The organism is Hwanghaeella grinnelliae, assembly GCF_004005845.1.
In the GTDB taxonomy this organism is placed as follows: domain Bacteria; phylum Pseudomonadota; class Alphaproteobacteria; order UBA8366; family Aestuariispiraceae; genus Hwanghaeella; species Hwanghaeella grinnelliae.
The window spans coordinates 464,552-484,850 of record NZ_SADE01000004.1 but is presented as its reverse complement, the minus strand read 5'-3'; the positions used below and the strand labels follow the sequence as shown (position 1 = coordinate 484,850).

The window sequence follows — 20,299 nt, the reverse complement described above, 5'->3', positions numbered from 1 at the left end:
TTTTTTAGAGCGCGGGCACAGCCCGTCGCTCGGTTTCGCCTCCTTGTTCTTCCCACCCCGTAACGATGCGGCTTCCCGTCTTTGCTTTAAAAAATGTCACCGGTCCGGTGAACCTCAGCCCGACGCGTTCCCCAGGCCGAACACCCATGTCATCTCTGGCTTTCACGCGGACGAAAGACTTCCCAAGCGACAAAGTGACAAGACTGTGCTTCCCGAAGGGCTCAAGGGACACGACCTCGGATGTCATCACGCCGACATCTTCCAGTCGGATAATCCGGATATCCCTTGGTTTGACCCCGATGGTAACGGCCCCATCCTGAAGGCTCTGCTTGCCCGATGCCGCCACCAACCGCTCGACGCTGTCGGGTGGCAGAATAAGGTGCATGCCGTCATCCAGTTCAGCCGTTACTGTCCCGTCGCGATCCTGAAGTCGCGCCGACAGCAAATTCATCGGTGGGTCGCCAATCAATCGGGCGACCTCGACACTGGCCGGGTTTTCCCAAATCTCTCGCGGTGTCCCGAATTGGGCGATCTTACCGCCGATCAATACCGCGACCCGGTCACCGACGGAGAGCGCCTCCAACCCATCGGGCGTCACCCAAATCGCCGGCGCATCCCGCGCCATCAATTCGCGTTTGATTTCCCCACGCAGCCGATGCCGCAATTTAGCGTCCAAATGCGATATCGGCTCGTCGAGCATGGTGATCGCCGCGTTATCCTGAACCAGGGCACGGGCCAAGGCAGCCCGCTGCTTCTGGCCCCCGGACAGTTCCGACGGAAGACGGTCCGCCAAATGACCGATCGCCAGTTTGTCCAGTTCACGCCCGATCCGGTCGGCCAGTTCCGCGCCGGAAAGCGAGGAACTTCGGCCCGGCACACGCAACGGCGATGCGGCGTTTTCGAAAACCGTCTTGTGCGGATACAGGGCATAACTCTCGAAAAGGAAAGCGACACCGCGCCCGCCCGGGAGGTCCCCGGCGATCTCCCTGCCGCCCAGGAAGACGCTGCCGCTATCAGGCCGTTCCAGGCCCGCGATACATTTGCACAGGGTCGATTTACCGGCCCCCGATGGCCCCGTAACCGCAACGACCTCGCCCGGCGCAACGTCCAGGTCGATACCGTTCAGCGCTTGGTTGTCGCCAAACGTTTTGGAAAGCTCGTTAAGGATCAGACCGTTATGATCGGTCACGCGTCCCCTCCCCTGCGACCCAGCGCATTACCGGTTTCAGTCGAAAAGAAATGCACCTTGCCGACGGAAACCGATATCTCAGTGGGACTGCCGATCACGTATTCCGATGGGCCGTCGACTTCCGCTACGACAATCGCCCCGGAATCCGTCTTGAGTGTCAGTACATCGCTGTCGCCGCGCGGTTCTATATAGTCGACACGCGCCGGGATCGTTGCCGCGGCATCGCCGTCCGTAGCGTACGTCTGACCATGTCCAGCCGAGACCCGAACATCTTCGGGCCGTATGCCGATCGTCGCGGCATCGCTGCCCAGCCCGGACACGAAACGTCCCAAGACGTCGGCGGCAAAGTCGATTGCCAAACCGTCATGCCTCAAAATGATCCGGTTACCCGTTTGATGAACGGTCACCTCATACAGGTTCATCGGCGGTTCACCGATGAAATTGGCAACAAACAGGTTAGCCGGCGTTTCGTACAGGTCATGTGGTGAACCGACCTGCTGAAGTACGCCGTTGTTCATCACCGCGACACGGTCGGCCATCGCGATGGCTTCGCTTTGATCATGGGTGACAAGGATAGAGGTCAGGTTCGCCGTCTGCTGGAGGCGCTTGATCTCGGAACGAAGCTGAACCTTCTGGTCGCCGTCGAGATGGCTTAAAGGCTCGTCGAATAGAACCAGTTCCGGGTCGCGGACAAGGGCACGCCCAATAGAGATTCGTTGCTGCGCGCCCCCGGAAAGGCCGCTTACCCGCTGGTCCCGCACATCGTCCAAGGACAGCATGTCTATCAAGCCGTCGATGCGCTTAGCAGCTTCGCGCCGCGGTACGCCGCGGACCTTGAGCGGAAAGGCGATATTCTCCGCGGCCGTCATATGCGGATAAAGCGCATAATCCTCGAAGACCATGGCAATGTTTCGCGCGCCGGGCGGCAAATGGGATACGGGTTTTGCGTCGAAGGTGATCTCCCCTTCGCTGATCTCTTCGACACCCGCCACCATCTTCAGTATTGAACTTTTGCCGCAACCGGATGGCCCCAACAGGGCGAGCATTTCACCTTGCGGGCAGTTCAGACTGACGTCCTTTACCGCTTCGACATCACCGTAACGCTTCCAGATTCGATTGAAATCAACAGTCGCCATGGAACCTACTTTTGCTTTGCAACAAACCTGTCGCGGTCAAGACGGTTATCCAACGCTTTGGCGGGATACAGGGAAGCAAAGGCATCTCAGCCCCACAGATCCAAGGAATACCGCGTTTCACTGATCTTTCGATAACCTGACGCTTTCATGGCAACCCCCTCCAAACCAGATCGATTTTTTGCACTGCAACAACCGAGGATCACCTGGAAGGAAAATTCTTGTCAAGGAAATAGTCGTAAATACTACTGATTTGCAGTCAAAACTAGGAGCCCATCCGCAATGCCACCCACCTGCGTTGATCCAGCAAGGTCCACATGCAGCGGACAGGGCAAACTGTTGTGCCAGACAGACCTTTTGGTCTATTTTTAAAATTCGAGGAAACGAATTCCAACAATACAAAATCGCGATGGAGACGGTTGATGACACAGCCCGTAATTGGCTTTGCTGGATTGGGTGTTATGGGCGAACCTATATGCCGCAACATTCTAACCAAGTCGGGGGAGACAGTGCATGTCTTCGACCTGAAACCCGAACCGGTCGAACGGTTGGTCGAGCTGGGTGCGATTAAAGCCAAGGCTCTCTCTGACCTAGCGGGTAAGGTCGATATCCTCTTTCTGTCCCTCCCCGGAGGAAAACAGTTGGAAGCCGTCGTCAATGGGCCGGGCGGTGTTCTGGAAACCGGCCGGGACGGTTTGCTGCTGGTCGATATGACGACCGCTCCGGTCAGCCTTACGCGCGAACTAGCCGAAGCGTTGTCTCGCAAAAACATCGACTATGCGGATGCACCTGTCGCCAGAACGAGGCAGGCCGCAGAAGACGGAACGCTGTCGATCATGGTCGGCGGTACGGCGGAGGTCTTTGACCGGATTCGGCCCCTGCTGGCCCACGCCGCGACGGAGATCACCCATTGCGGGCCGGTCGGGTGCGGTCAGGTCGTGAAGATCCTCAACAACATGGTTCTGTTCGAAACGGTGGTGGCACTGTCCGAGGCCCTGGAACTTGGCAAAGCCGCCGGGGTCGATGGAGAACTTCTGTTCAATACATTGTCGAAGGGATCGGCCGATAGCTTTGCGCTGCGGAACCACGGGATGAAAGCGATGCTGCCCGATACATTCCCGACCGGCGCCTTTCCTACAGATTATGCGCTGAAGGATGTTAGTTACGCCATCGATTTGGCCGAGATGACCGGCATTCGCGCCCAGGGCGCGGAACTCGCGCGATCCCGGATGGAGAAGGCCCAAGCCGCGGGATATCAAGACGCCTACTTCCCCGCACTGGTCCGTGTGGTCGACAAGACCTGATACGGTCCGGACACTCTTTTCGTGGTCGCCCCCCGACCAGGTTCCGTTTGCCGATTGGCCCGTTCCAACCCGGCAAGTATTGTGGTCTAGACTGCCAGTTCCGTTCATCGGACGGCAATTCGAATTGCCAATAATTGGAGCCGCTTCGTGAGAATTCAGGAAGAAACAAGACCGGGTTCCGACGACGAGAAGCGGGGCGTCGCGGCGGTGGATCGCGCGATCTCGATCATCTCTTCCCTGCAAGGCAGCAGCTTGCCGCTCAACCTGTCGGAAATCTCACGGGCGACAGATCTCTACAAGAGTACGATCCTGCGTATTCTCCAGTCGCTGCAGGACGCGGGTTATGTTGTCAAAGTCGACGATACAAAATACGCACTGGGGCCCACCATCATGCAGTTGGGCATGGCCTATGACCGGGCCAATCCGCTGAAGCACTTGTTCATGCCCGTGATGCAACGGTTGGTCGATTCAGGCACCGAAAGCCCGTCCTTCCACATCCGTCAAACCGCTGAGGAACGGATCTGCCTGTTCCGGATCGACTCGACCCATTCGACACTCGACAGGGTGCAGGTCGGTGACCGCCTGCCCATGCGGCGCGGCGCCGCCGGCAAAGTGCTTCTCGCCTTTGGAGATGACAAAGCGACCGGCGACGAGATGGACCAAATTCGGCGCGACTGTTTCGCGACATCCATGGGCGAACGGGACAAGTTCTGCGCCGGCTTCGCGGCCCCGGTCTTTACGGATCGGGATCGGATTCTCGGGGCGCTTTCCTTCTCGGGGCCGAAGGAACGGTTCGGACCGACCGATATCGAAAGGATGAAGGAACCCATGATGTCGGCAGTGCGGGAACTGACGGACAAACTGGGCGGCCGCTATCCGATCTAGGCTAATACATGACCGATCGAAAGAAGGGCCGCGGGTCCAACCTCGGCCAGTTCAGGATCGATGCTCCTTGCGGCCAAACGGCCAGCGTCGCTGGACCATTCGATCATCCAGTTCCGAGCTTCTCCAGCAGCCGCGCAACCGCTTCAGCGCCCGGGTCGTTATGCCCCGCAAGGTTCTCCGCGGAAATATAGCTCGCACGCCCAGCCCGCGCCTTGGTGATCTTTGCCGTGGCGTCGGCCCCTTCCCGGGCCGCGGCTGCCGCCGCTGCCAAGCCGCCGGGGAGTGCCTCCAGCGCCGGCGCGAGGGCGTCGATCATCGTACGGTCGCCGGGCCGTGCGCCGCCGACCTGTTGGATCCGGTCGAGCCCCGCAACCAAGGAACTCGTAATGTCATTCCCGCTGGCGGAAGCATCGCCGGCCGCTGCGAAAAAGATCGCGAGAAGAACGCCGGACGACCCGCCCATGGTCTGACTGAGTTCCAGGCCGATTGCCCGGTAGAGCTGGGTCAGGTCCGCCAGGGGCAAACGGTCCATCGCGCTCTTCAATGCCCTTGCCGCGGTCGCCAGGGTGCTTCCGGTATCCCCATCGCCGGACTTGGCATCCAATGCGTTCAAATCCTCCTCGGCTGCGATCAAGATATCGCAACAATTCTCAATGAACTGTCTGACCTGCGGATTGCTCGACGGCGTCGGCAGGATCGGGGTCAACCCATCGGGAAGCGGTTCCACCGCAATATCCCCAACGGGAAGGCATCCGGGCCAGGCCCATGGCGCGACCGGCGCAAGCAATCCGCGCTCCGCGACTTTCCCAAGGGGTAACAGGGATACGGAAAACCCCTGCATATCCAAAGACGTCATCATCGGCGCGGGACCGACGATCCATCGGATTTGCTCGCCGATACGGGACCTGACAAGTTCCTCCGCCAAAACAGCCATTTCCAACGGCGTCGCGCCGCCGAGATTGTTGAGCAGCGCCACATGGGGGCCCGGCCCGATATTCGGTGCTAGTCGGTCCACCACCATTTCCACTGCATCCTTTGCCCCGGAAAAACCGACTTGTTCTATGCCGGGTTCCCCGTGGATCCCCAAGCCCAGCTCTGCTTTGCCCCCGGCGATCCTTTCTTCTTTAGGCGATCCCGGAATGGTGCAGGTATCGAGGGACATACCAATCGATACGACCCCTTCGATGACCTCGATTGCCGCTTGCGTCACTGTATCTAAGTCGGCCCCCTGATCCGCCAGCGCACCGGCGATCTTGTGGACGAACAGCGTGCCGGCGACACCGCGCGCCTGCGGCAGGTCTGGAAGCGCTACGTCATCATCCACGATAACCATATTGACCTTCAGACCGAAGGCGCGCGCCCGTTCGGCGGCCAGTCCGAAATTCAGCCGGTCGCCGGTATAGTTCTTGACGATCAGAAGGCATCCCGCCTTTCCCGTCACGGCGAGAATTCCCGCAAGGACGGCATCGACGGAAGGCGAGGCGAAGACCTCACCGCAAACAGCGGCCGTCAGCATCCCCTGTCCGACGAAACCCGCATGGCTCGGTTCGTGCCCCGACCCGCCGCCCGATACCAGCGCGACTTTCGATCGGTCCCAGTCGGTGCGCACAACGACCTTGATGTGAGGATATCCATCAAGACGCGCCAGACGGCCGCCTGCCATCCTAAGGCTGCCGTCAATCGCTTCGGTGACCAAGGTCTCCTTCGAATTGATAAACTGCTTCATCATGCGCACTCCTCAGACTATGCGGTCGCCGCCGGCATCAAAATAGAGCGGGTTACGGGGTTGGATCGCGATTTCATCACCCGTGCCAAGGTCCGTATGGACATCGGTCAATGTCACGATGTCATGGCCTTCAAGCGTCAGGTGCAGGCGGGTCTGGTCGCCGAGATGTTCGACGCGAACAACTTTGCATGCCTTGCCGCCTTCTTGGTCTATGTGTTCGGGACGCAATCCGATTGTCTTCGCACCGGTCGGCGCCCCTGGAAACAGATCGGCGGGCAAAGCGTTGATCCGCGGCATGCCGAGCCGCCCGGCGACATACAGGCTGACCGGGTTCTCATAGATTTCCCGCGGCGAGCCGAACTGCACCAGACGTCCTTGGTCCAACACTCCCACATGGGTGGCCATGGTCATTGCCTCTATCTGGTCGTGGGTGACATACAGCAATGTGGCGCCCAAACTGGCATGAATGCGTTTCAACTCAATCCGCAGGTCGGCCCGCAATTTGGCGTCCAGCGAACTCAAGGGTTCGTCCATCAAAAAGATCGAAGGCTCGCGCACCAATGCGCGGCCGATCGACACCCGCTGCATCTCACCCCCGGAAAGGGCCGTCGCACGATTGTCCAGCTTGTGCGCGATGTGGAGGACATCGGCCACGTCCTGAACCTTCCGGGTGATCTCATCTTCAGGCGTCTTGAGGATCGGCGACCGTAGTGGGAAGGCCAAATTCTCGCGCACCGTCATATGCGGGTATAGTGAGTATTGCTGAAAAACCATCGCGACATTGCGCTGCGCCGGCGTATCGTTGTTAACCGCACGCCCATTAATCTCCACCGTGCCGGCATCCGCCTGTTCCAGTCCCGAAATCAAGCGCAGCGTTGTGGTTTTCCCGGCCCCGGTCGGCCCCAGCAGAACCACGAAAGATCCATCCGGTACGGTCATGGACAGGTTTTCGACAGCCGTTGTCTCGCCGAAAGCCTTGGACAGATTATTCAAAACCACGTCAGCCATGGGACAATACCCCCGCGTTCAACTCGGACCGCAGGGCCCGTCCGCTCTGACGGTCGAACAAGGTCACCGTGTTTCCATTGAAGGTCAGCCCAACGCTTTCGCCCGCCCGGGCGGGTTGCTCTGATGAAATCCTCGCCCGTAGTTTGCCGTTGGGCGTATCGAGCGTGAGGATTTGCGTCGTCCCGAGATATTCGACGGCATCGATGGTGGCGCGATACGGGGCGGCATCGGACAAATGAATATGTTCAGGCCGAACCCCATAGGCCATGTCGCCGTCGAACGCCTCCCTCACTTCCGGCACCGGCAGATCCACATGTTCCAAGCGGACTGCGCTCGCCCCGGCATCCACGGTTCCGGAAAATTTCAAGAAGTTCATCGGCGGCGATCCGATGAAATCCGCCACGAACATCGTGGCCGGTTTGTCGTAAATGTCCTGCGGTGTCCCGAACTGCTCGATGACGCCATGGTTCATCACGACGATCTTGTCGCCCATCTGCATCGCTTCAAGCTGATCATGCGTGACATAAACCGTGGTGGCGTTCATCCGGTCATGCAGGGCGCGCAATTCCTCCGCCATATGTTCGCGGAACTCTGCGTCGAGAGCGCCCAGCGGCTCATCCATCATGAAAGCTTTAGGGTTGCGCACGATTGCGCGCCCCAAGGCGACCCTTTGACGGTCACCGCCGGAAAGACCGCCCACGGGACGATCCAAGATATCCTCAATACCCAGGATGCGCGAAACCTCGGCCACTTTTTCCCGCACCGCTGCGCGCGACATGCCCTGGCTGACCAGCGGATAGCTGATATTCTTGCGCACATTCATATGCGGGTAGAGCGCGAACATCTGAAAGACAAAGGCAATATCCCGCTGACTTGCCGGCTTTTGGCCGACCTCTTCCCCATCGATATAGATGTCTCCGGAACTTGGCAGTTCGAGGCCCGCGATCATGCGGAGGGTCGTCGTCTTCCCGCATCCGGACGGGCCGAGCAGCATGAAGAACTCGCCGTCCTCAATCGTGAAGGATGAGGATTGAACCGCGACGAAGTCGCCGAATTCCTTGCGAAGATTTTTGATTACGATTTCAGCCATCGCCGTGTGCTCTCCGGGTCAATCGGGAAAATGGCTGACGACGAGGAACATGACCGTTCCCGCCAGCGTGACGACGAAAGAATAGGTGAAGGCCCACATCTGGAACGGCTGCATCAGCATTACGACGCCGATCGCAATCAGCATAGAGGCTACCATTTCCCACGGACCCCGCCGAAGGTTGAGCAGGCCATTGATGAATTTGCTCATTTCCGAACAGCTCCGAACGTGATGCCGCGCAGCAAATGTTTGCGCAGCAGAATTGTGAAGACCATGACGGGGACGAGGAAAAGCGTCGCGCCGGCGGCAACGGCGGGCCAGTCCTGGCCGCCAACACCGATGATGGTTGGGATGAAGGGGGGCGCCGTCTGGGCGGTGCCTGACGTGAGCAGAACGGCGAAGGCGTATTCGTTCCAGGCAAAGATCAGACAGAAGATCGCTGTTGACGCTATGCCCGTCGCCGCCTGGGGCAACACGACCTTATAGAACGCCTGAAACCGCGTGTAGCCGTCGATCAAGGCGGCTTCTTCATACTCCCGCGGTATTTCGTCGATAAAGCCCTTCAACAGCCAAACCGCCAGCGAGATATTCACCGCCGTATACAGCAGGATCATCCCCAGATGCGTATCGCTGAGGCCCAGCGTCCTGAACATCAGGAAGATTGGGATAGCGACCGCGATGGGCGGCATCATCCGCGTCGAGAGGATGAAGAACAGAAGGTCATCCTTCAGCGGCACCCGGAAGCGGGAAAATGCATAGGCCGCGAGCGTCCCGAGGAAGATCGACAGAAATGTCGATCCGAACCCGATGATCAGGGAGTTCAGGAACCTTTCGCCGTACCGGGACGGTCCGGCAATGACCATGTCGCGGTTCCGAACGATCGCCTCATACCAGGTTTCGGGCGGCGGCAGCGCTTCCAACTGTTCAGGTGTCACCCGTGTCCGCGTGGTGAACAGGTTCACATACCCTTCCAGCGACGGTTCGAACAGGATCTTCGGCGGATAGGAAATCGCGTCGGCCGGCGTCTTGAAGCCGGTTGCCAGTATCCAGAACAACGGCAGCAAAGTGATCACCGCATACAGGATAACCAGCGTTCCGGCAGCCCATTTCTGACGGGATGAAGGTTCGGTAATCGAAAAACTGCTCATCGTTCCTTCACCTTGTTGAGCGCTTTGACATAGATCGACGCCAGGCCGAACACGGTGACAAACAGGATGATGGCGTAGGCCGACGCATAGCCCGTGCGCCATTTCTCGAATGCTTCACGCTTCAGATTGATAGAGGTAAGCTCCGTGACCGAACCCGGCCCGCCACCGGTCAATTGAACGACAAGGTCGAACATCTTGAAGTTTTCGATCCCGCGGAACAGAACCGCGAGCATCAGGAAGGGCAGTACCATCGGCACGGTGATCGTCCAGAATTGGCGCCACTTGCTGGCGCGGTCGATTTCCGCCGCTTCGTAAATGTAGTCCGGTATCGACCGCAGCCCGGCCAGGCATATCAGCATGACGAAGGGGGTCCACATCCAGGTATCCACGATCACGATTGCCCAGGGCGCGAGCACCACATCCCCAATCATCTGGAAGGACGACGGATCGACGCCCGTGAGAAAGGCGACCAGATAATTGAACAGACCGATTTGCGGTTGATACAGGAAGGTCCAGAAATTCCCGACAACGGCCGGCGACAACATCATCGGCAGCACGATGATCGTCGTCCAAAGGTCGTTTCCCTTGAACTTTCTGTTGATCAGCCAGGCCAGCGTGAAGCCGATGACGACCTGGAAGAACAGCGTCCAGAACAGGAAATGCGCCGTCGCCTGCATGGTAAGCCAGATGTCGCTGTCGGTCAGAATCCGCTCGTAGTTTCTGAGACCGATATAGTCGACCTCTCTGTTAGGGCGGTTGGCGCGAAAATTGGTAAAGCTGAGATTGATCGTCCAAATCAGCGGAAAGATGTTGACCGCAAGAAGCAAAAAGATCGTCGGCGCGACGAAGATCCACGCGATCGTGCGATCAGAAAATCCTTTGATGCGGCCCGCCAGATGCGGTGGCGTGGCTTGCGCGACGCGGTCGGCTATGGTGCCCGGCATCGGACAATCCTCCCGGAAAGAAACTGGTTCGGCTCTCGTCTTCAGTGGCCGGTATCGTGGCCCGGACGAGATGAAGCGTCTCCGCCCCAGGACGAGCCGTGGGGCGAAGACGGTATCACAACAGTCTAAAGCTTACCTTCGTCCTCGAAGGTCTCGGTCCAATCTTCGATAAGCTTATCGAGGGCTTCCTGGGCCGTCCCGACATCGGCGACGACATAATCATGAAGGCGCTTCTGCATCGCTAGCAGCAGCTCCGCGTAAGCGGGTTCCTGCCAAAAGTCCTGCACGCTGCCCATGGCTTGAAGGAAGTCAGCGGCGAAAGGCTGGCTATCCTTGAATCCCGGATCATTCAGCACCGAGTTATGGCAGGAATAACCGCCAAGGGACCACCACTTCGCCTGAACGTCCGGCTGAGCGAACCACTTGATATATTCCAGCGCCGCATCCTGCTTGTCGGAATAGGCGACGACGGAAATCCCCTGCCCACCGAGGGTGGATGCCTCAATGTTCTGCCCTGGATTCACGAAGAAGCCGATCTTGTCACCCCCTGTATCCGGGTCCGCATACAGGCCCGGGAAGAAAGCGAACCAGTTCATCGCCATCGCGACCTGACCGGATTTAAACGCATCCAGCGACTGTTCCATATAGCTGTCTGTATATCCCGGGGGCGTGGCGGTTTTGTAGAGTTCCTTATAGAACTCCAACCCTTCAACCGCTTCCGGCGAGTTCACCGCGCCTTCCATGTCGTATTTGCCGGGCGTGTTCTCGTATTTGAAACCCCAGGCATACATTGCACCCGTGGCGCCCATCGTGATCCCTTCGGAACCGCGCTCCGTGAAGATCGCGGCGCCATAACGCTTCTGACCGTCGATTTCACGCTCCTGGAAGAACTGCGCGATCTGCAGCAATTCCTTCTGGGTCTGCGGCTCGCGCAGATCCTGCCCCGTCGCCTCCTTATAAGCGGCTTGAATTTCCGGCTTCTCGAACCAGTCCTTGCGATAGAACCAACCGTTCGCGTCGCCCATCGCCGGCAAGGCGTAATAATTGGGACTGCCCTTCGGCCATGTCGAATAGGCATAAACGGTCGCCGGGGCGAAGTCGTCCATGCTGATCCCTTCCTTGTCGAAGAAATCGTTCAGTTTGACGTAATGCCCGTTCTCGGCACCGCCGCCGATCCATTGACTGTCCCCGATCAGCAGGTCGCAGAGTTTGCCGCCGGAATTCAACTCGTTCAGCATTCTGTCGGCGAAATTGGGCCACGGCACAAATTCGAATTTCATCGTGTGCCCCGATTGGGCTTCGAATTCCTTGGACAATTCGACCAAGGCGTTTGCCGGGTCCCACGCGGCCCAGCACAACGTCAACTCATCAGCCTGCGCCGCATTCGACGCGGCCACAGACATGGCGGCAATAGCCGACGCCGCCAAAATTTGTTTGGTCTTCATCAGACGTTCCCTCAACGTTATTGGTTCAACGCCGTCTTCAGGACGGCTGAATTCTTTTTATTTCCGCCAACAGACAATCCAGTGATGATTTCTGAGGTGCGTACCTCAATTAAATCCCGCATACCTTGGTACGTCAATCACATTCGTGAAAAGCCGGCGCAGAGCAGGGTTTGCTAAGGAAGGTTTTCCCGCGTGACGATATCGATGCGAATTTTTTCCTGAGCTGCGAAGATATCCACGGAATCGCATTTGGCGCGCAGAACCCGGACCGCACTTCTAACAAGGTGCCCGACATTCTGGGCAATGACCGCATCGACCTCCCCGGCAAGCAGGCCTTCCCTGGTCACCGCCGTCAATTCATGCGCGATCACCGTCATCTCGTTCAACCGATCGGTCTTGCGCAACGCCGCCAAGAGCGCTTGGTTCCCGGCCCCCATGGAGTAAACACCGGCGAGGTCCCGTGTTTGGCTGGCGACAGTCCCGACAAGCCGGTCGACACGACTTATATCGTCATGGAATTCAAGTGTCGGCAAAACGGTCAGGTCGGGAAAATCACGTTGCATGACCTCATCGAATCCATGGCGGCGCTCGATGCTGTCCCGCGCCTGCAACGACCCGGTCACGACCATGACCGAGCCATGGACGCCGCGCAGAAACCGGCCCATCAACAAAGCAGCGGTCCGACCTGCCGAATAACTATTGATCCCGACGTAATGGTCCCTGACCGGGACGGGCAAGTCGGAAAACAAAGTCGCCACGGCCAAACCGGCATTCTTCAAACGCCGCACAGCGTCACGCACCTGTGGTGTTTCCGGCGCCATGATCGCGACCCCGTCGATTTTTCCGGGGTTTAGCGTCAATAGGCGCCGCACGACACCGTGGGGATCGTTCTGTGGCACCGACAGGACGCGGATGGTCACACGCTCAGCCATTTGGGACGTGCTGGCCTCTTCAATCGCTTCCCGCACGACATCTATGAAGCTGCTCGGGCCTTCCGGCAGGACGAATACGAATGTGTAAGCCTTCTGTCGCGCCAAATTCGCCGCATAGGTGTCACGGACATAGCCCAGCTTGTCGATCGCCGCGCGGACACGCTGGATTGTCCGGTCGCGCACACCCGGCCGCTCGTTCAAGACCCGGTCGACAGTCGCAAGACTGACGCCGGCCTCTTGGGCGATATCGTGAACGGTTGGTTTTGGCATATTGACCCTCTTTGGGGATAAATGCCCAATTTTTTTGAGGTACGTCAATCATTTATGAGGGGTATTTTCCATGCCGGGAAGTAACACGCGCCGCATTCCCAGGATTGCGCCTCGAAGCGAGGCGATGCCGGCCAGATGGCCTAAGGCAATGGTGTTTATGGGTCTACGCCTAGTGCATCCCGCCGGTGGCGCCGCCGTCGATGGCGATTTGGACACCTTGGATATGGCGGGAGGCCGGGGAGCATAGGAAGGCGACCGCGTTTGCGACGTCTTCCGGCTGCCCCAAGCGGCGGATACCGGCGCCGCTGACATTCCGCTCCTTGGCTTCTTCTATGGAGATCCCTTCAACGCTGGCCTGATGCTCCAGCAAGGTCTGCATCCGGTCGGAGACGGTCATGCCCGGATGGACGATGTTGACGTTTACATCGTCCTTCAATCCCTGCTTCGACAAAGACTTTGTGAAATGGGCCAGGGCGGCATTTACCGCGCCCCCGACCATGAAGCCCGCCCCCGGTGTATAGGCAGCGGCCCCGCCGACATTGACGATCGTCCCTTTGGCCTTTCTCAGCGCCGGCCACAACAAACGCGTCAGTCGCACCGCACCGTGAAACTTCAAATCAAACCCGGCCATCCATTCGTCATCGGGTTGGTCCGGAAAGGCTCCGGCCTTGGTATCGCCGGCACAGTTGACCAAGATATCGACCTCGCCGAACCGGTCGAGGGCCGCAGAGGCCGCCTCCTCGCAACCGGATAGGGATTTCAGGTCCGCCGCATGCCATGCCGTATCAACACCATGAGACGCACCGATATCCTGGGCAGCCTGCTTCAGCGCGTCAGCGGACCGCGCCATTAGAAACACATTGCAACCGTCCGCAGCCAACCGTTCCGCGATCGCGCGGCCAATCCCTTTGCTGCCGCCCGTGACCACAGCGGTTTTTCCGGTCAGTATTTTATCCTGCATCGTGTCCCTCCCCTCGAACTGGCTTGGCTATTGGCTCGCCGTGACGCCACCGTCAACATAGATCACCTGGCCTGTCATATACCCACCCGCTGGCGCCGCGAAGGTGATAATCGGGCCGGTAACCTCGATGGGGTCGCCGATGCGACCGAGCGGGTTCCGGTCCAGAATGAAGTCCCGGAATTCCGCTTTGTCCAGATGCGGTTTTATCCGATCGGACTGGATAAAGGTGGGGGCGACGCCATTCACGGTGATGCCATGCGGCGCAAGTTCCATCGCATGTTGCTTCACCAACATCAGCAAACCGCCCTTCGTGCTGCAATACGCGGAATAGCCTCGCCCGCGCAATCCAAGCTGGGACCGAACGGAAAGAAGATGGATATGACGCCCGGGCTTTTCATCTGCAATCTGAATGCGCGCCACGGCTTGGCCCAGAAACATGCCGGCCTTCAGGTTCGTCTCATACATCAGATCGAAGGTCTCTTCCGTAACCTCCAGAAGCTTCTGTTCCCGTTGTATGCCGACGCAGTTCACAAGAATGTCGATGCCGCCATGTTCCGCGGCAATGACGTCCACGACGGTCTGAATATCGGCAACCGAACACGCGTCGAGGGCATAGCCGGCCGCTGGAAAGCCCGCCGCGCGGATATCGGCCGCCAGCGCCTCGGCCTTTTCCAGGTTCGGTCCGGCAACCGCGACTTGCGCGCCCTGCACCGCCAGCGCCCAGCAGATCGCCGCGCCCAACGCGCCGTATCCCCCGGGCACAAAGGCGACTGTGCCGGTCAAATCGAACTGCGACTTCAGCTTTTCCAGGTCGATGGTGGGCGTCAGGCTTTCCCTGACGATTGGTTCGGACATGCGTTTAGACCCTTATTCCGGCGGCGGTATACACGGATTCCATCAACCGCAGCGTTTCCAAATTGTCGAGCCTGTCCGTTTCGAAAGGCGCACCTGTGCGGATGCCATCGACGAATTGACGTATCGCCTCTGTGAAGCATTCCTGGTAGCGGCCCGCAAGGTCGACCTTCTCCGCCTGGTCTTCCTGTCCAACCAAGAAGATACGGTCGAAATCCATCACCAGTGTGCCGGTCGTGCCGACGACTTCGTACCGGTCGGCCGGCAACGGCTGATATCCTGGCGCGGTCAGCGTACCATCGGCCACCGCGACGAGGCCGCCCTCGCCCTGTAGAACGATCGTCGCCGTATCCTCGCCCGGGAGGTTGGTGTTGAGACGCCCCAGCACCGCTGAAACGACCCTCAACGGGCCCAATGTGCAACGCATGATATCCAGATGGTGGATCATCGTCTCGAATACGATGTTGCGGTCGAAGCCGGTCAAATAAGGTTGCCGGTCGACCAAAAAGGGCGTTTCCCCATCTAAGGACACGAGCCCCGAACACCGCACCGTCATGGCGGCATGCCGGGGCTCCCCAATCCGGCCCTGTTCGATCCAGTCCCGGACAAGGCGGTAATGCGGCCGGAAACGATAATTTTCATGCACCATGAAGCGGACCCGATCGCCGATTTCCTTAATCAGTTCCTCCGCCTCCCGAACCGTGCGGGTCAGCGGTTTCTGGCACATAACATGGATGCCGTGATCCGCCGCCGCGCGGGCAACCGGTGCATGGGCATCAACGGAAGCCGCGATATCAACAGCGTCAATGCCGCCATCCGCGAACATTTCTGCGACATCGGTGTAGACCCGGTCGATGCCGAATTCCTTGGCTCGCGCCGCGGCCTTGTCGCGGTCAGTATCGCAAACCGCGACAACCTCGACACCCTCAACATCCGCCCATCCCCGGAAGTGGAACAGGCTGATCATGCCCGTACCGATTACGCCAATCCTCAACACCGATCCTTCACCCATAACCGTACAACCACCGTGTTACCTTGCCGGAAATATTCTTGAGCGAATGCGAAACACCGCGCGGTATGAAAACCAGGTCGCCCGGCTCGGCGATGAAGGTTTCGGGCCCTACCGTGATTTCCAGCCGTCCGTCTTCGACCGTCACATACTCGTCGGTCGCATGAACGAAGTCGTTCCATTCCTGGCCGGGTGGATCGACAAAGCGACCGAAGGAGAACCCTTCCGACTGCCAATGCGCGCGCACGGCCTCACCTTCCACCGGGATGGCATAGCGTCCCCTTGTTACTGTTTCAGTCATGTCCCTTCGCCTTCGAGTACGGACTGCTCCGTCAACAGGTTCCCCAAATAGGCTTGTACCGGCTGCAATGCTACAAGCGATTCAAAGTCAACCGCGTGATGCAGGGTGCCTTTCTGGACGAATATGAAACGCTCGCAGATTTCCTTTAGAATATCCAAATGAAAGCGCTCATTCGGGTGGACGCACAAGAAGACGAGACGGTTCTCCGCCCGTAGCTTCCGGAAGAAGTCCAACATGAACCCGATATAGCCGTCTTGTGTATTGAATTGCGGTTCGTCGAACAGGTGGATCAGCGGGTAATCGCTGCCGGCCCTATCCATCATAAAAGCGGGCTTCCGACGGGCGAAATGCCGAACCTGATAGGATTGGTGATAATGGATCGCCAACCGGTCGCGTTCGTCATAGCGAACGTTATGAATATTCCGTCCGGCGCAGACCACCTTGCCCCCGGTCGGGCTGTTCGACCCGGTCATCAGTTCGAACAATGTCGTCTTGCCAGATCCGTTCGGCCCCATGAGGCCGACGATCTCAGGACCATCAATCCTGAAATCCGCCTCAAGGCGAAACGTTTCCTGCTTCCGGAAGGCACCCTTCGTGTATGTTTTGACCAGATTATCCACATGCAGCATCGGCGCGTTCATGATCACACCCCCAACAACCGTTCGCGCAAGACATCGTCGTTCAACAAGTCCTGCGCCGGCCCTTCATGAACAATCCGGCCGTGTGCCATGACATAGACCCTGTCGGACACTTCAAGCGCGGCCAGGGCATTTTGTTCGACGACCAATACCGATATCCCTTCCGCCTTGAGGCGGCGTATCGTCTTCATCACATCCTGAACGATTTTCGGCGCCAGCCCTTGCGACGGCTCGTCGAACAGGACAAGCCCGGGCGAGCCCAGCAAGGCACGGGAAATCGCCACCATCTGCATCTCACCACCGGAAAGGTTCTCACTATCCCGATGCATCAAATGCTCGAGTGCAGAGAAGATTTCGAACATCTCATCCAACGACCAGGATCGGAAGCGGCTTTTCCGCCGGCCGATCGCTAGGTTCTGGTCGACCTTCAAAGTGGGAAAAATCCGCCTGTCATCCGGCACCCAGCCGATCCCCAAATTGACGATGTCGTGGGTTTGCATGCTGGAGATATCGGTGCCATCGAACGCAATGCGCCCCGTCTGCGGCGGTGTCAGACCCAGAATAGAACGGATGGTCGTTGTCTTGCCGACACCATTGGCGCCAAGCAGGGCAACGACTTCCCCCTCCCCCACGGAAAGCGATGTGCCGAAAAGCGCCTGCGTCTCGCCATAATAGGTTTGGATGTTGTCGACTTGGAGCATCAATTCAACTCCCCGAGGTTGGATCGGCGAACCCAGGGATTCGCACGCAGTTCATCCGGCGTCCCTTCGGCGATGACCTGCCCCCAATGAATCACGGAAATCTTGTCCGCGACGTCGAACAGAAACTGCATATCATGCTCGATCATCACGATGGTCGTATGTTCCTTCAGGGATTGGATCAGATCGGCCAACCGGCTGGTACCGTCCGCGCCCAACCCCGCCGTCGGTTCGTCGACGAATAACAGGCGCGGTTCCGTTGCCAAGGCGACGCCGATCTCCAGCGCGCGCCGTTCCCCATAGGACAAGCTTTTGGAATTCGTTCTTGCGCGTCCCGGTAGGCCGACACGATCGAGGATGTCCATCGCCCGATCCTGCATTTCGCTATCCGCGTCGATGGCGTGCATCGGGTTCGTCAGCTTCTTTCGAATGCCGGGCAGTGCGATCACGATATTGTCCAAGACGGTGTATTCATCGAACAGGTTCATGATCTGAAAGGATCGCGATATACCCCGGCGGACGATCTTTTCCGGAGGGCTTCCGGTGATGTCTTCGCCGTCGAACAGGACCTGTCCCCGATCGGGCTTGTAGCGCCCGGTCAGGACATTGAAACAGGTTGTCTTGCCCGCGCCATTCGGCCCCATAATTCCGGAAAGACGGCCTTCCTCGAAGGAAAGATTGATTTCTTCCAGGACGACCTGCTGGCCGAACCGTTTGTGAAGGTGACGCGCTTCGAACAATGCCATGGGTCAGCCCTCCACCTTGGCGGGGTTACCCTTGGGTTCCGCCTTTCGCGTGACCAAGGTCCCGAGCAAGTCCCGCCACATGCCGGCAAGGCCCTCTGGCTTGAACATCACCAACAGCATGAACATCAGCCCGAACCAGAGCAGCCAGGCTTCCGTATATGCGCCGAGCACGTCACGGGCGACGAAATACAGGATCACCCCCAGGACCGGCCCCCAGAAGCTGACAAACCCACCGCCGATCAGCACCATCAAGACGATCGTGCCGGACCATTGCAGGCTCATGATATTGATATATGCCCCTTCCTGGGCCATCGCGAATAATCCGCCCGCAAGGCCCGCGATCGCGGTGGACAGGGTGAAGACCGACCACTTGATGACGGATACCTTGTAGCCGATGAAGGAGACGCGCATCTCGTTCTGCTTGATGGCTCGCAATACCCGGCCGTAAGGCGAATTCGTCAACCGCCAAAGCAATATGACCAAGACACAAAACAACGCGAAACACAGGTAATACAGTTCCACATTCGACCTGGTAGACAAGGACATCGCGCCGAATTCCACGGGAAGGCGCTGGATATCCAACAACCCATCCTCACCGCCTGTGACATCGGTCCATTTGCTGGCGATGAAGAAGAAAATCTGCCCAAAGGCAATCGACATGAGCGCAAAGTAAATGCCGCGTCTATGGGACAGGAACAGCGCCGTCGCGGCACCGAAAGCCGCGGTCACAACCACGGCCGCGGCAAGGCAGAACCATAGGTTTGGCCATACCTCGAACTGCGCAAGACCATAGGCATAGGCCCCTATTCCAAAGAACGCGCCATGCCCGAATGACGGCAACCCCGTATAGCCCAAAAGCAGATTATAGCCGAGCGCGAAGATCATCCAGATTATGACCTCGACGCCCAGATACTGATAAAGCCCAACCGCCTCGATCCATAGCGGCATTGTGCCGAACAGGACAATGGCAACGACGATCTGTGGCGTCACCCAGGCTTTCGTCTGCTTTGTCGGATAATCCATCACAAACCCCGTAACGCCTACGCTTCAAGAACGCTGGCTTTGCCGGCCAGACCGCGCGAACGGAATGTGACGACAAGCAGCAAAAGCAGATACATGGAAAGAAGCGACCAATCGGTCAGGAATGCCGCCGTCAACGCGACGACAATGCCGACCATGAGCCCGGCACTTACCGCCCCCCAGAAGCTGCCGACACCGCCCAGGACGATAACGACGAAAGCCGGGATGACGGCATCGACACCGACAACGGGCCGCACGCCCCAGATCGGCGCCATGATGACGCCGGCGACACCCGCCAAGGCCGCGCCAAAGCCGAAAACAAGCAAGCGCAGGACCTTCAAGTTGTATCCAAGGGCGCGCACCATTTCGCTGTCATGCGCACCCGCCTTGATGACGGCGCCATAGGGCGTCTTGTTAAGGAACAGCCACAGCATGCCGATCATCACGGAGGCAAAGATCGCCGCATAGATCCTATAGGTCGAATAGATCAGGTCACCGAAGATGAAACCGCCTGAAATCTCTTTCGGTGTCGGCAGATAATATTCGCTGGAACCCCATATCCCTCGGATCACTTCCTCAATGACCAGCGCGGCACCGAAGGTCAGCAACAACCCATAAAGCGGGTCGGCGCCATAGGTCCGGCGCAGACAGACTTCCAGACCCATGCCGACGACCCCAGCCAACAACGGGCCGACGATCAACGCGATCACGTATCGGGGGATTGCTGGAAGATCGTAATAGGGCTGCATGAATTCGTAAGGGAAACCGCCATCGGGCGCCATCATCACAACCGCACCATAAGCCCCCAGTGTAAAGAGAGCGCCATGGGCGAGATTTATGACTTCCATCACCCCGATGATGAGCATGAAACCAAGGGCGAGCAGCGCGAAGAGCAAGCCCAGCGCCACCCCGTTAATCAAATGTGGAATGAGGTCGTAGAACATCGGTCCGTGAACATCCGGAAAAAGGGGACCGGACCGGCAGCGAACCGCCGGCCCGGTCT

21 protein-coding genes are annotated in these 20,299 nt (G+C 58.5%); 2 read left to right on the top strand and 19 right to left on the bottom strand.

From position 1 onward, the window contains the following. Positions 1–4 precede the first annotated feature (4 nt). Both EOI86_RS23010 and EOI86_RS23005 read right to left on the bottom strand, forming a co-directional pair. Positions 5–1,189, bottom strand: a complete 1,185-nt coding sequence (locus EOI86_RS23010; protein ID WP_127768028.1) for an ABC transporter ATP-binding protein — start codon at positions 1,187–1,189, stop codon at positions 5–7. Next, positions 1,186–2,325: an ABC transporter ATP-binding protein gene (locus EOI86_RS23005; RefSeq protein WP_127768027.1), complete on the bottom strand. Its 1,140-nt coding sequence runs from the start codon at positions 2,323–2,325 to the stop codon at positions 1,186–1,188. Before EOI86_RS23005 ends, EOI86_RS23010 begins: the two co-directional genes overlap by 4 nt. A gap of 419 nt (positions 2,326–2,744) precedes the next feature. Between EOI86_RS23005 and EOI86_RS23000 the strand changes: the two genes are divergently transcribed. Next, positions 2,745–3,626, top strand: coding sequence for an NAD(P)-dependent oxidoreductase (locus EOI86_RS23000; RefSeq protein ID WP_127768026.1), 882 nt, complete (start codon positions 2,745–2,747; stop codon positions 3,624–3,626). A 147-nt stretch (positions 3,627–3,773) separates the two neighbouring features. After that, positions 3,774–4,511 (top strand): IclR family transcriptional regulator, encoded by a 738-nt coding sequence (locus EOI86_RS22995; RefSeq protein WP_205032298.1) that lies wholly within the window; start codon positions 3,774–3,776, stop codon positions 4,509–4,511. Between the two features lie 103 nt (positions 4,512–4,614). On the opposite strand, the gene EOI86_RS22990 is transcribed toward EOI86_RS22995, so the two are convergent. The 17 genes from EOI86_RS22990 to EOI86_RS22910 form a co-directional block, all read right to left on the bottom strand. Further along, a complete protein-coding gene (locus EOI86_RS22990; RefSeq protein ID WP_338033084.1) occupies positions 4,615–6,240 on the bottom strand; it encodes a dihydroxyacetone kinase subunit DhaK in 1,626 nt (541 codons plus the stop codon). A gap of 9 nt (positions 6,241–6,249) precedes the next feature. Further along, the gene (locus EOI86_RS22985) at positions 6,250–7,245 is read right to left on the bottom strand and encodes an ABC transporter ATP-binding protein (protein WP_127768025.1); all 996 of its coding nucleotides are present in this window, start codon (positions 7,243–7,245) and stop codon (positions 6,250–6,252) included. Then, positions 7,238–8,335 (bottom strand): ABC transporter ATP-binding protein, encoded by a 1,098-nt coding sequence (locus EOI86_RS22980; RefSeq protein ID WP_127768024.1) that lies wholly within the window; start codon positions 8,333–8,335, stop codon positions 7,238–7,240. The genes EOI86_RS22985 and EOI86_RS22980 overlap by 8 nt, the downstream gene beginning before the upstream one ends. A gap of 18 nt (positions 8,336–8,353) precedes the next feature. Beyond that, positions 8,354–8,542, bottom strand: coding sequence for a hypothetical protein (locus EOI86_RS22975; protein WP_127768023.1), 189 nt, complete (start codon positions 8,540–8,542; stop codon positions 8,354–8,356). Next, on the bottom strand, positions 8,539–9,480 hold the full coding sequence (locus EOI86_RS22970) for a carbohydrate ABC transporter permease (protein WP_127768022.1): 942 nt from the start codon (positions 9,478–9,480) through the stop codon (positions 8,539–8,541). Before EOI86_RS22970 ends, EOI86_RS22975 begins: the two co-directional genes overlap by 4 nt. Next, a complete protein-coding gene (locus EOI86_RS22965) occupies positions 9,477–10,424 on the bottom strand; it encodes a carbohydrate ABC transporter permease (RefSeq protein WP_127768021.1) in 948 nt (315 codons plus the stop codon). Before EOI86_RS22965 ends, EOI86_RS22970 begins: the two co-directional genes overlap by 4 nt. 125 nt (positions 10,425–10,549) lie before the next feature. Then, positions 10,550–11,869 carry an ABC transporter substrate-binding protein gene (locus EOI86_RS22960; protein ID WP_127768020.1) on the bottom strand — a complete coding sequence of 440 codons (1,320 nt, stop codon included), beginning with the start codon at positions 11,867–11,869 and terminating at the stop codon, positions 10,550–10,552. 173 nt (positions 11,870–12,042) lie between these two features. Next, positions 12,043–13,071 (bottom strand): LacI family DNA-binding transcriptional regulator, encoded by a 1,029-nt coding sequence (locus EOI86_RS22955; protein WP_127768019.1) that lies wholly within the window; start codon positions 13,069–13,071, stop codon positions 12,043–12,045. Between the two features lie 169 nt (positions 13,072–13,240). Further along, positions 13,241–14,032: an SDR family NAD(P)-dependent oxidoreductase gene (locus EOI86_RS22950; RefSeq protein WP_127768018.1), complete on the bottom strand. Its 792-nt coding sequence runs from the start codon at positions 14,030–14,032 to the stop codon at positions 13,241–13,243. Between the two features lie 27 nt (positions 14,033–14,059). Next, the gene (locus EOI86_RS22945) at positions 14,060–14,887 is read right to left on the bottom strand and encodes an SDR family NAD(P)-dependent oxidoreductase (RefSeq protein ID WP_127768017.1); all 828 of its coding nucleotides are present in this window, start codon (positions 14,885–14,887) and stop codon (positions 14,060–14,062) included. 4 nt (positions 14,888–14,891) lie between these two features. Then, on the bottom strand, positions 14,892–15,896 hold the full coding sequence (locus EOI86_RS22940; protein ID WP_127768016.1) for a Gfo/Idh/MocA family protein: 1,005 nt from the start codon (positions 15,894–15,896) through the stop codon (positions 14,892–14,894). Next, the gene (locus EOI86_RS22935) at positions 15,889–16,194 is read right to left on the bottom strand and encodes a cupin domain-containing protein (protein WP_127768015.1); all 306 of its coding nucleotides are present in this window, start codon (positions 16,192–16,194) and stop codon (positions 15,889–15,891) included. The genes EOI86_RS22940 and EOI86_RS22935 overlap by 8 nt, the downstream gene beginning before the upstream one ends. Beyond that, positions 16,191–16,835 carry an ATP-binding cassette domain-containing protein gene (locus EOI86_RS22930; protein ID WP_127768014.1) on the bottom strand — a complete coding sequence of 215 codons (645 nt, stop codon included), beginning with the start codon at positions 16,833–16,835 and terminating at the stop codon, positions 16,191–16,193. The genes EOI86_RS22935 and EOI86_RS22930 overlap by 4 nt, the downstream gene beginning before the upstream one ends. 2 nt (positions 16,836–16,837) lie before the next feature. Further along, positions 16,838–17,533, bottom strand: coding sequence for an ABC transporter ATP-binding protein (locus tag EOI86_RS22925; RefSeq protein ID WP_193555807.1), 696 nt, complete (start codon positions 17,531–17,533; stop codon positions 16,838–16,840). Next, positions 17,533–18,276, bottom strand: a complete 744-nt coding sequence (locus tag EOI86_RS22920) for an ABC transporter ATP-binding protein (protein WP_127768012.1) — start codon at positions 18,274–18,276, stop codon at positions 17,533–17,535. Before EOI86_RS22920 ends, EOI86_RS22925 begins: the two co-directional genes overlap by 1 nt. A gap of 3 nt (positions 18,277–18,279) precedes the next feature. Continuing rightward, positions 18,280–19,299: a branched-chain amino acid ABC transporter permease gene (locus EOI86_RS22915; RefSeq protein ID WP_127768011.1), complete on the bottom strand. Its 1,020-nt coding sequence runs from the start codon at positions 19,297–19,299 to the stop codon at positions 18,280–18,282. 17 nt (positions 19,300–19,316) lie between these two features. Continuing rightward, positions 19,317–20,240 (bottom strand): branched-chain amino acid ABC transporter permease, encoded by a 924-nt coding sequence (locus tag EOI86_RS22910; RefSeq protein WP_127768010.1) that lies wholly within the window; start codon positions 20,238–20,240, stop codon positions 19,317–19,319. Positions 20,241–20,299: the final 59 nt, after the last annotated feature.

Bases quoted from the DNA above. Each gene is read 5' to 3' on its own strand.
- EOI86_RS23005 (WP_127768027.1), bottom strand. From the start codon at position 2,325: ATGGCGACTGTTGATTTCAATCGAATCTGGAAGCGTTACGGTGATGTC.
- EOI86_RS23000 (WP_127768026.1), top strand. From the start codon at position 2,745: ATGACACAGCCCGTAATTGGCTTTGCTGGATTGGGTGTTATGGGCGAA.
- EOI86_RS22990 (WP_338033084.1), bottom strand. From the start codon at position 6,240: ATGATGAAGCAGTTTATCAATTCGAAGGAGACCTTGGTCACCGAAGCG.
- EOI86_RS22985 (WP_127768025.1), bottom strand. From the start codon at position 7,245: ATGGCTGACGTGGTTTTGAATAATCTGTCCAAGGCTTTCGGCGAGACA.
- EOI86_RS22980 (WP_127768024.1), bottom strand. From the start codon at position 8,335: ATGGCTGAAATCGTAATCAAAAATCTTCGCAAGGAATTCGGCGACTTC.
- EOI86_RS22975 (WP_127768023.1), bottom strand. From the start codon at position 8,542: ATGAGCAAATTCATCAATGGCCTGCTCAACCTTCGGCGGGGTCCGTGG.
- EOI86_RS22970 (WP_127768022.1), bottom strand. From the start codon at position 9,480: ATGAGCAGTTTTTCGATTACCGAACCTTCATCCCGTCAGAAATGGGCT.
- EOI86_RS22965 (WP_127768021.1), bottom strand. From the start codon at position 10,424: ATGCCGGGCACCATAGCCGACCGCGTCGCGCAAGCCACGCCACCGCAT.
- EOI86_RS22960 (WP_127768020.1), bottom strand. From the start codon at position 11,869: ATGAAGACCAAACAAATTTTGGCGGCGTCGGCTATTGCCGCCATGTCT.
- EOI86_RS22955 (WP_127768019.1), bottom strand. From the start codon at position 13,071: ATGCCAAAACCAACCGTTCACGATATCGCCCAAGAGGCCGGCGTCAGT.
- EOI86_RS22950 (WP_127768018.1), bottom strand. From the start codon at position 14,032: ATGCAGGATAAAATACTGACCGGAAAAACCGCTGTGGTCACGGGCGGC.
- EOI86_RS22945 (WP_127768017.1), bottom strand. From the start codon at position 14,887: ATGTCCGAACCAATCGTCAGGGAAAGCCTGACGCCCACCATCGACCTG.
- EOI86_RS22940 (WP_127768016.1), bottom strand. From the start codon at position 15,896: ATGGGTGAAGGATCGGTGTTGAGGATTGGCGTAATCGGTACGGGCATG.
- EOI86_RS22935 (WP_127768015.1), bottom strand. From the start codon at position 16,194: ATGACTGAAACAGTAACAAGGGGACGCTATGCCATCCCGGTGGAAGGT.
- EOI86_RS22930 (WP_127768014.1), bottom strand. From the start codon at position 16,835: ATGAACGCGCCGATGCTGCATGTGGATAATCTGGTCAAAACATACACG.
- EOI86_RS22925 (WP_193555807.1), bottom strand. From the start codon at position 17,533: ATGCTCCAAGTCGACAACATCCAAACCTATTATGGCGAGACGCAGGCG.
- EOI86_RS22920 (WP_127768012.1), bottom strand. From the start codon at position 18,276: ATGGCATTGTTCGAAGCGCGTCACCTTCACAAACGGTTCGGCCAGCAG.
- EOI86_RS22915 (WP_127768011.1), bottom strand. From the start codon at position 19,299: ATGGATTATCCGACAAAGCAGACGAAAGCCTGGGTGACGCCACAGATC.
- EOI86_RS22910 (WP_127768010.1), bottom strand. From the start codon at position 20,240: ATGTTCTACGACCTCATTCCACATTTGATTAACGGGGTGGCGCTGGGC.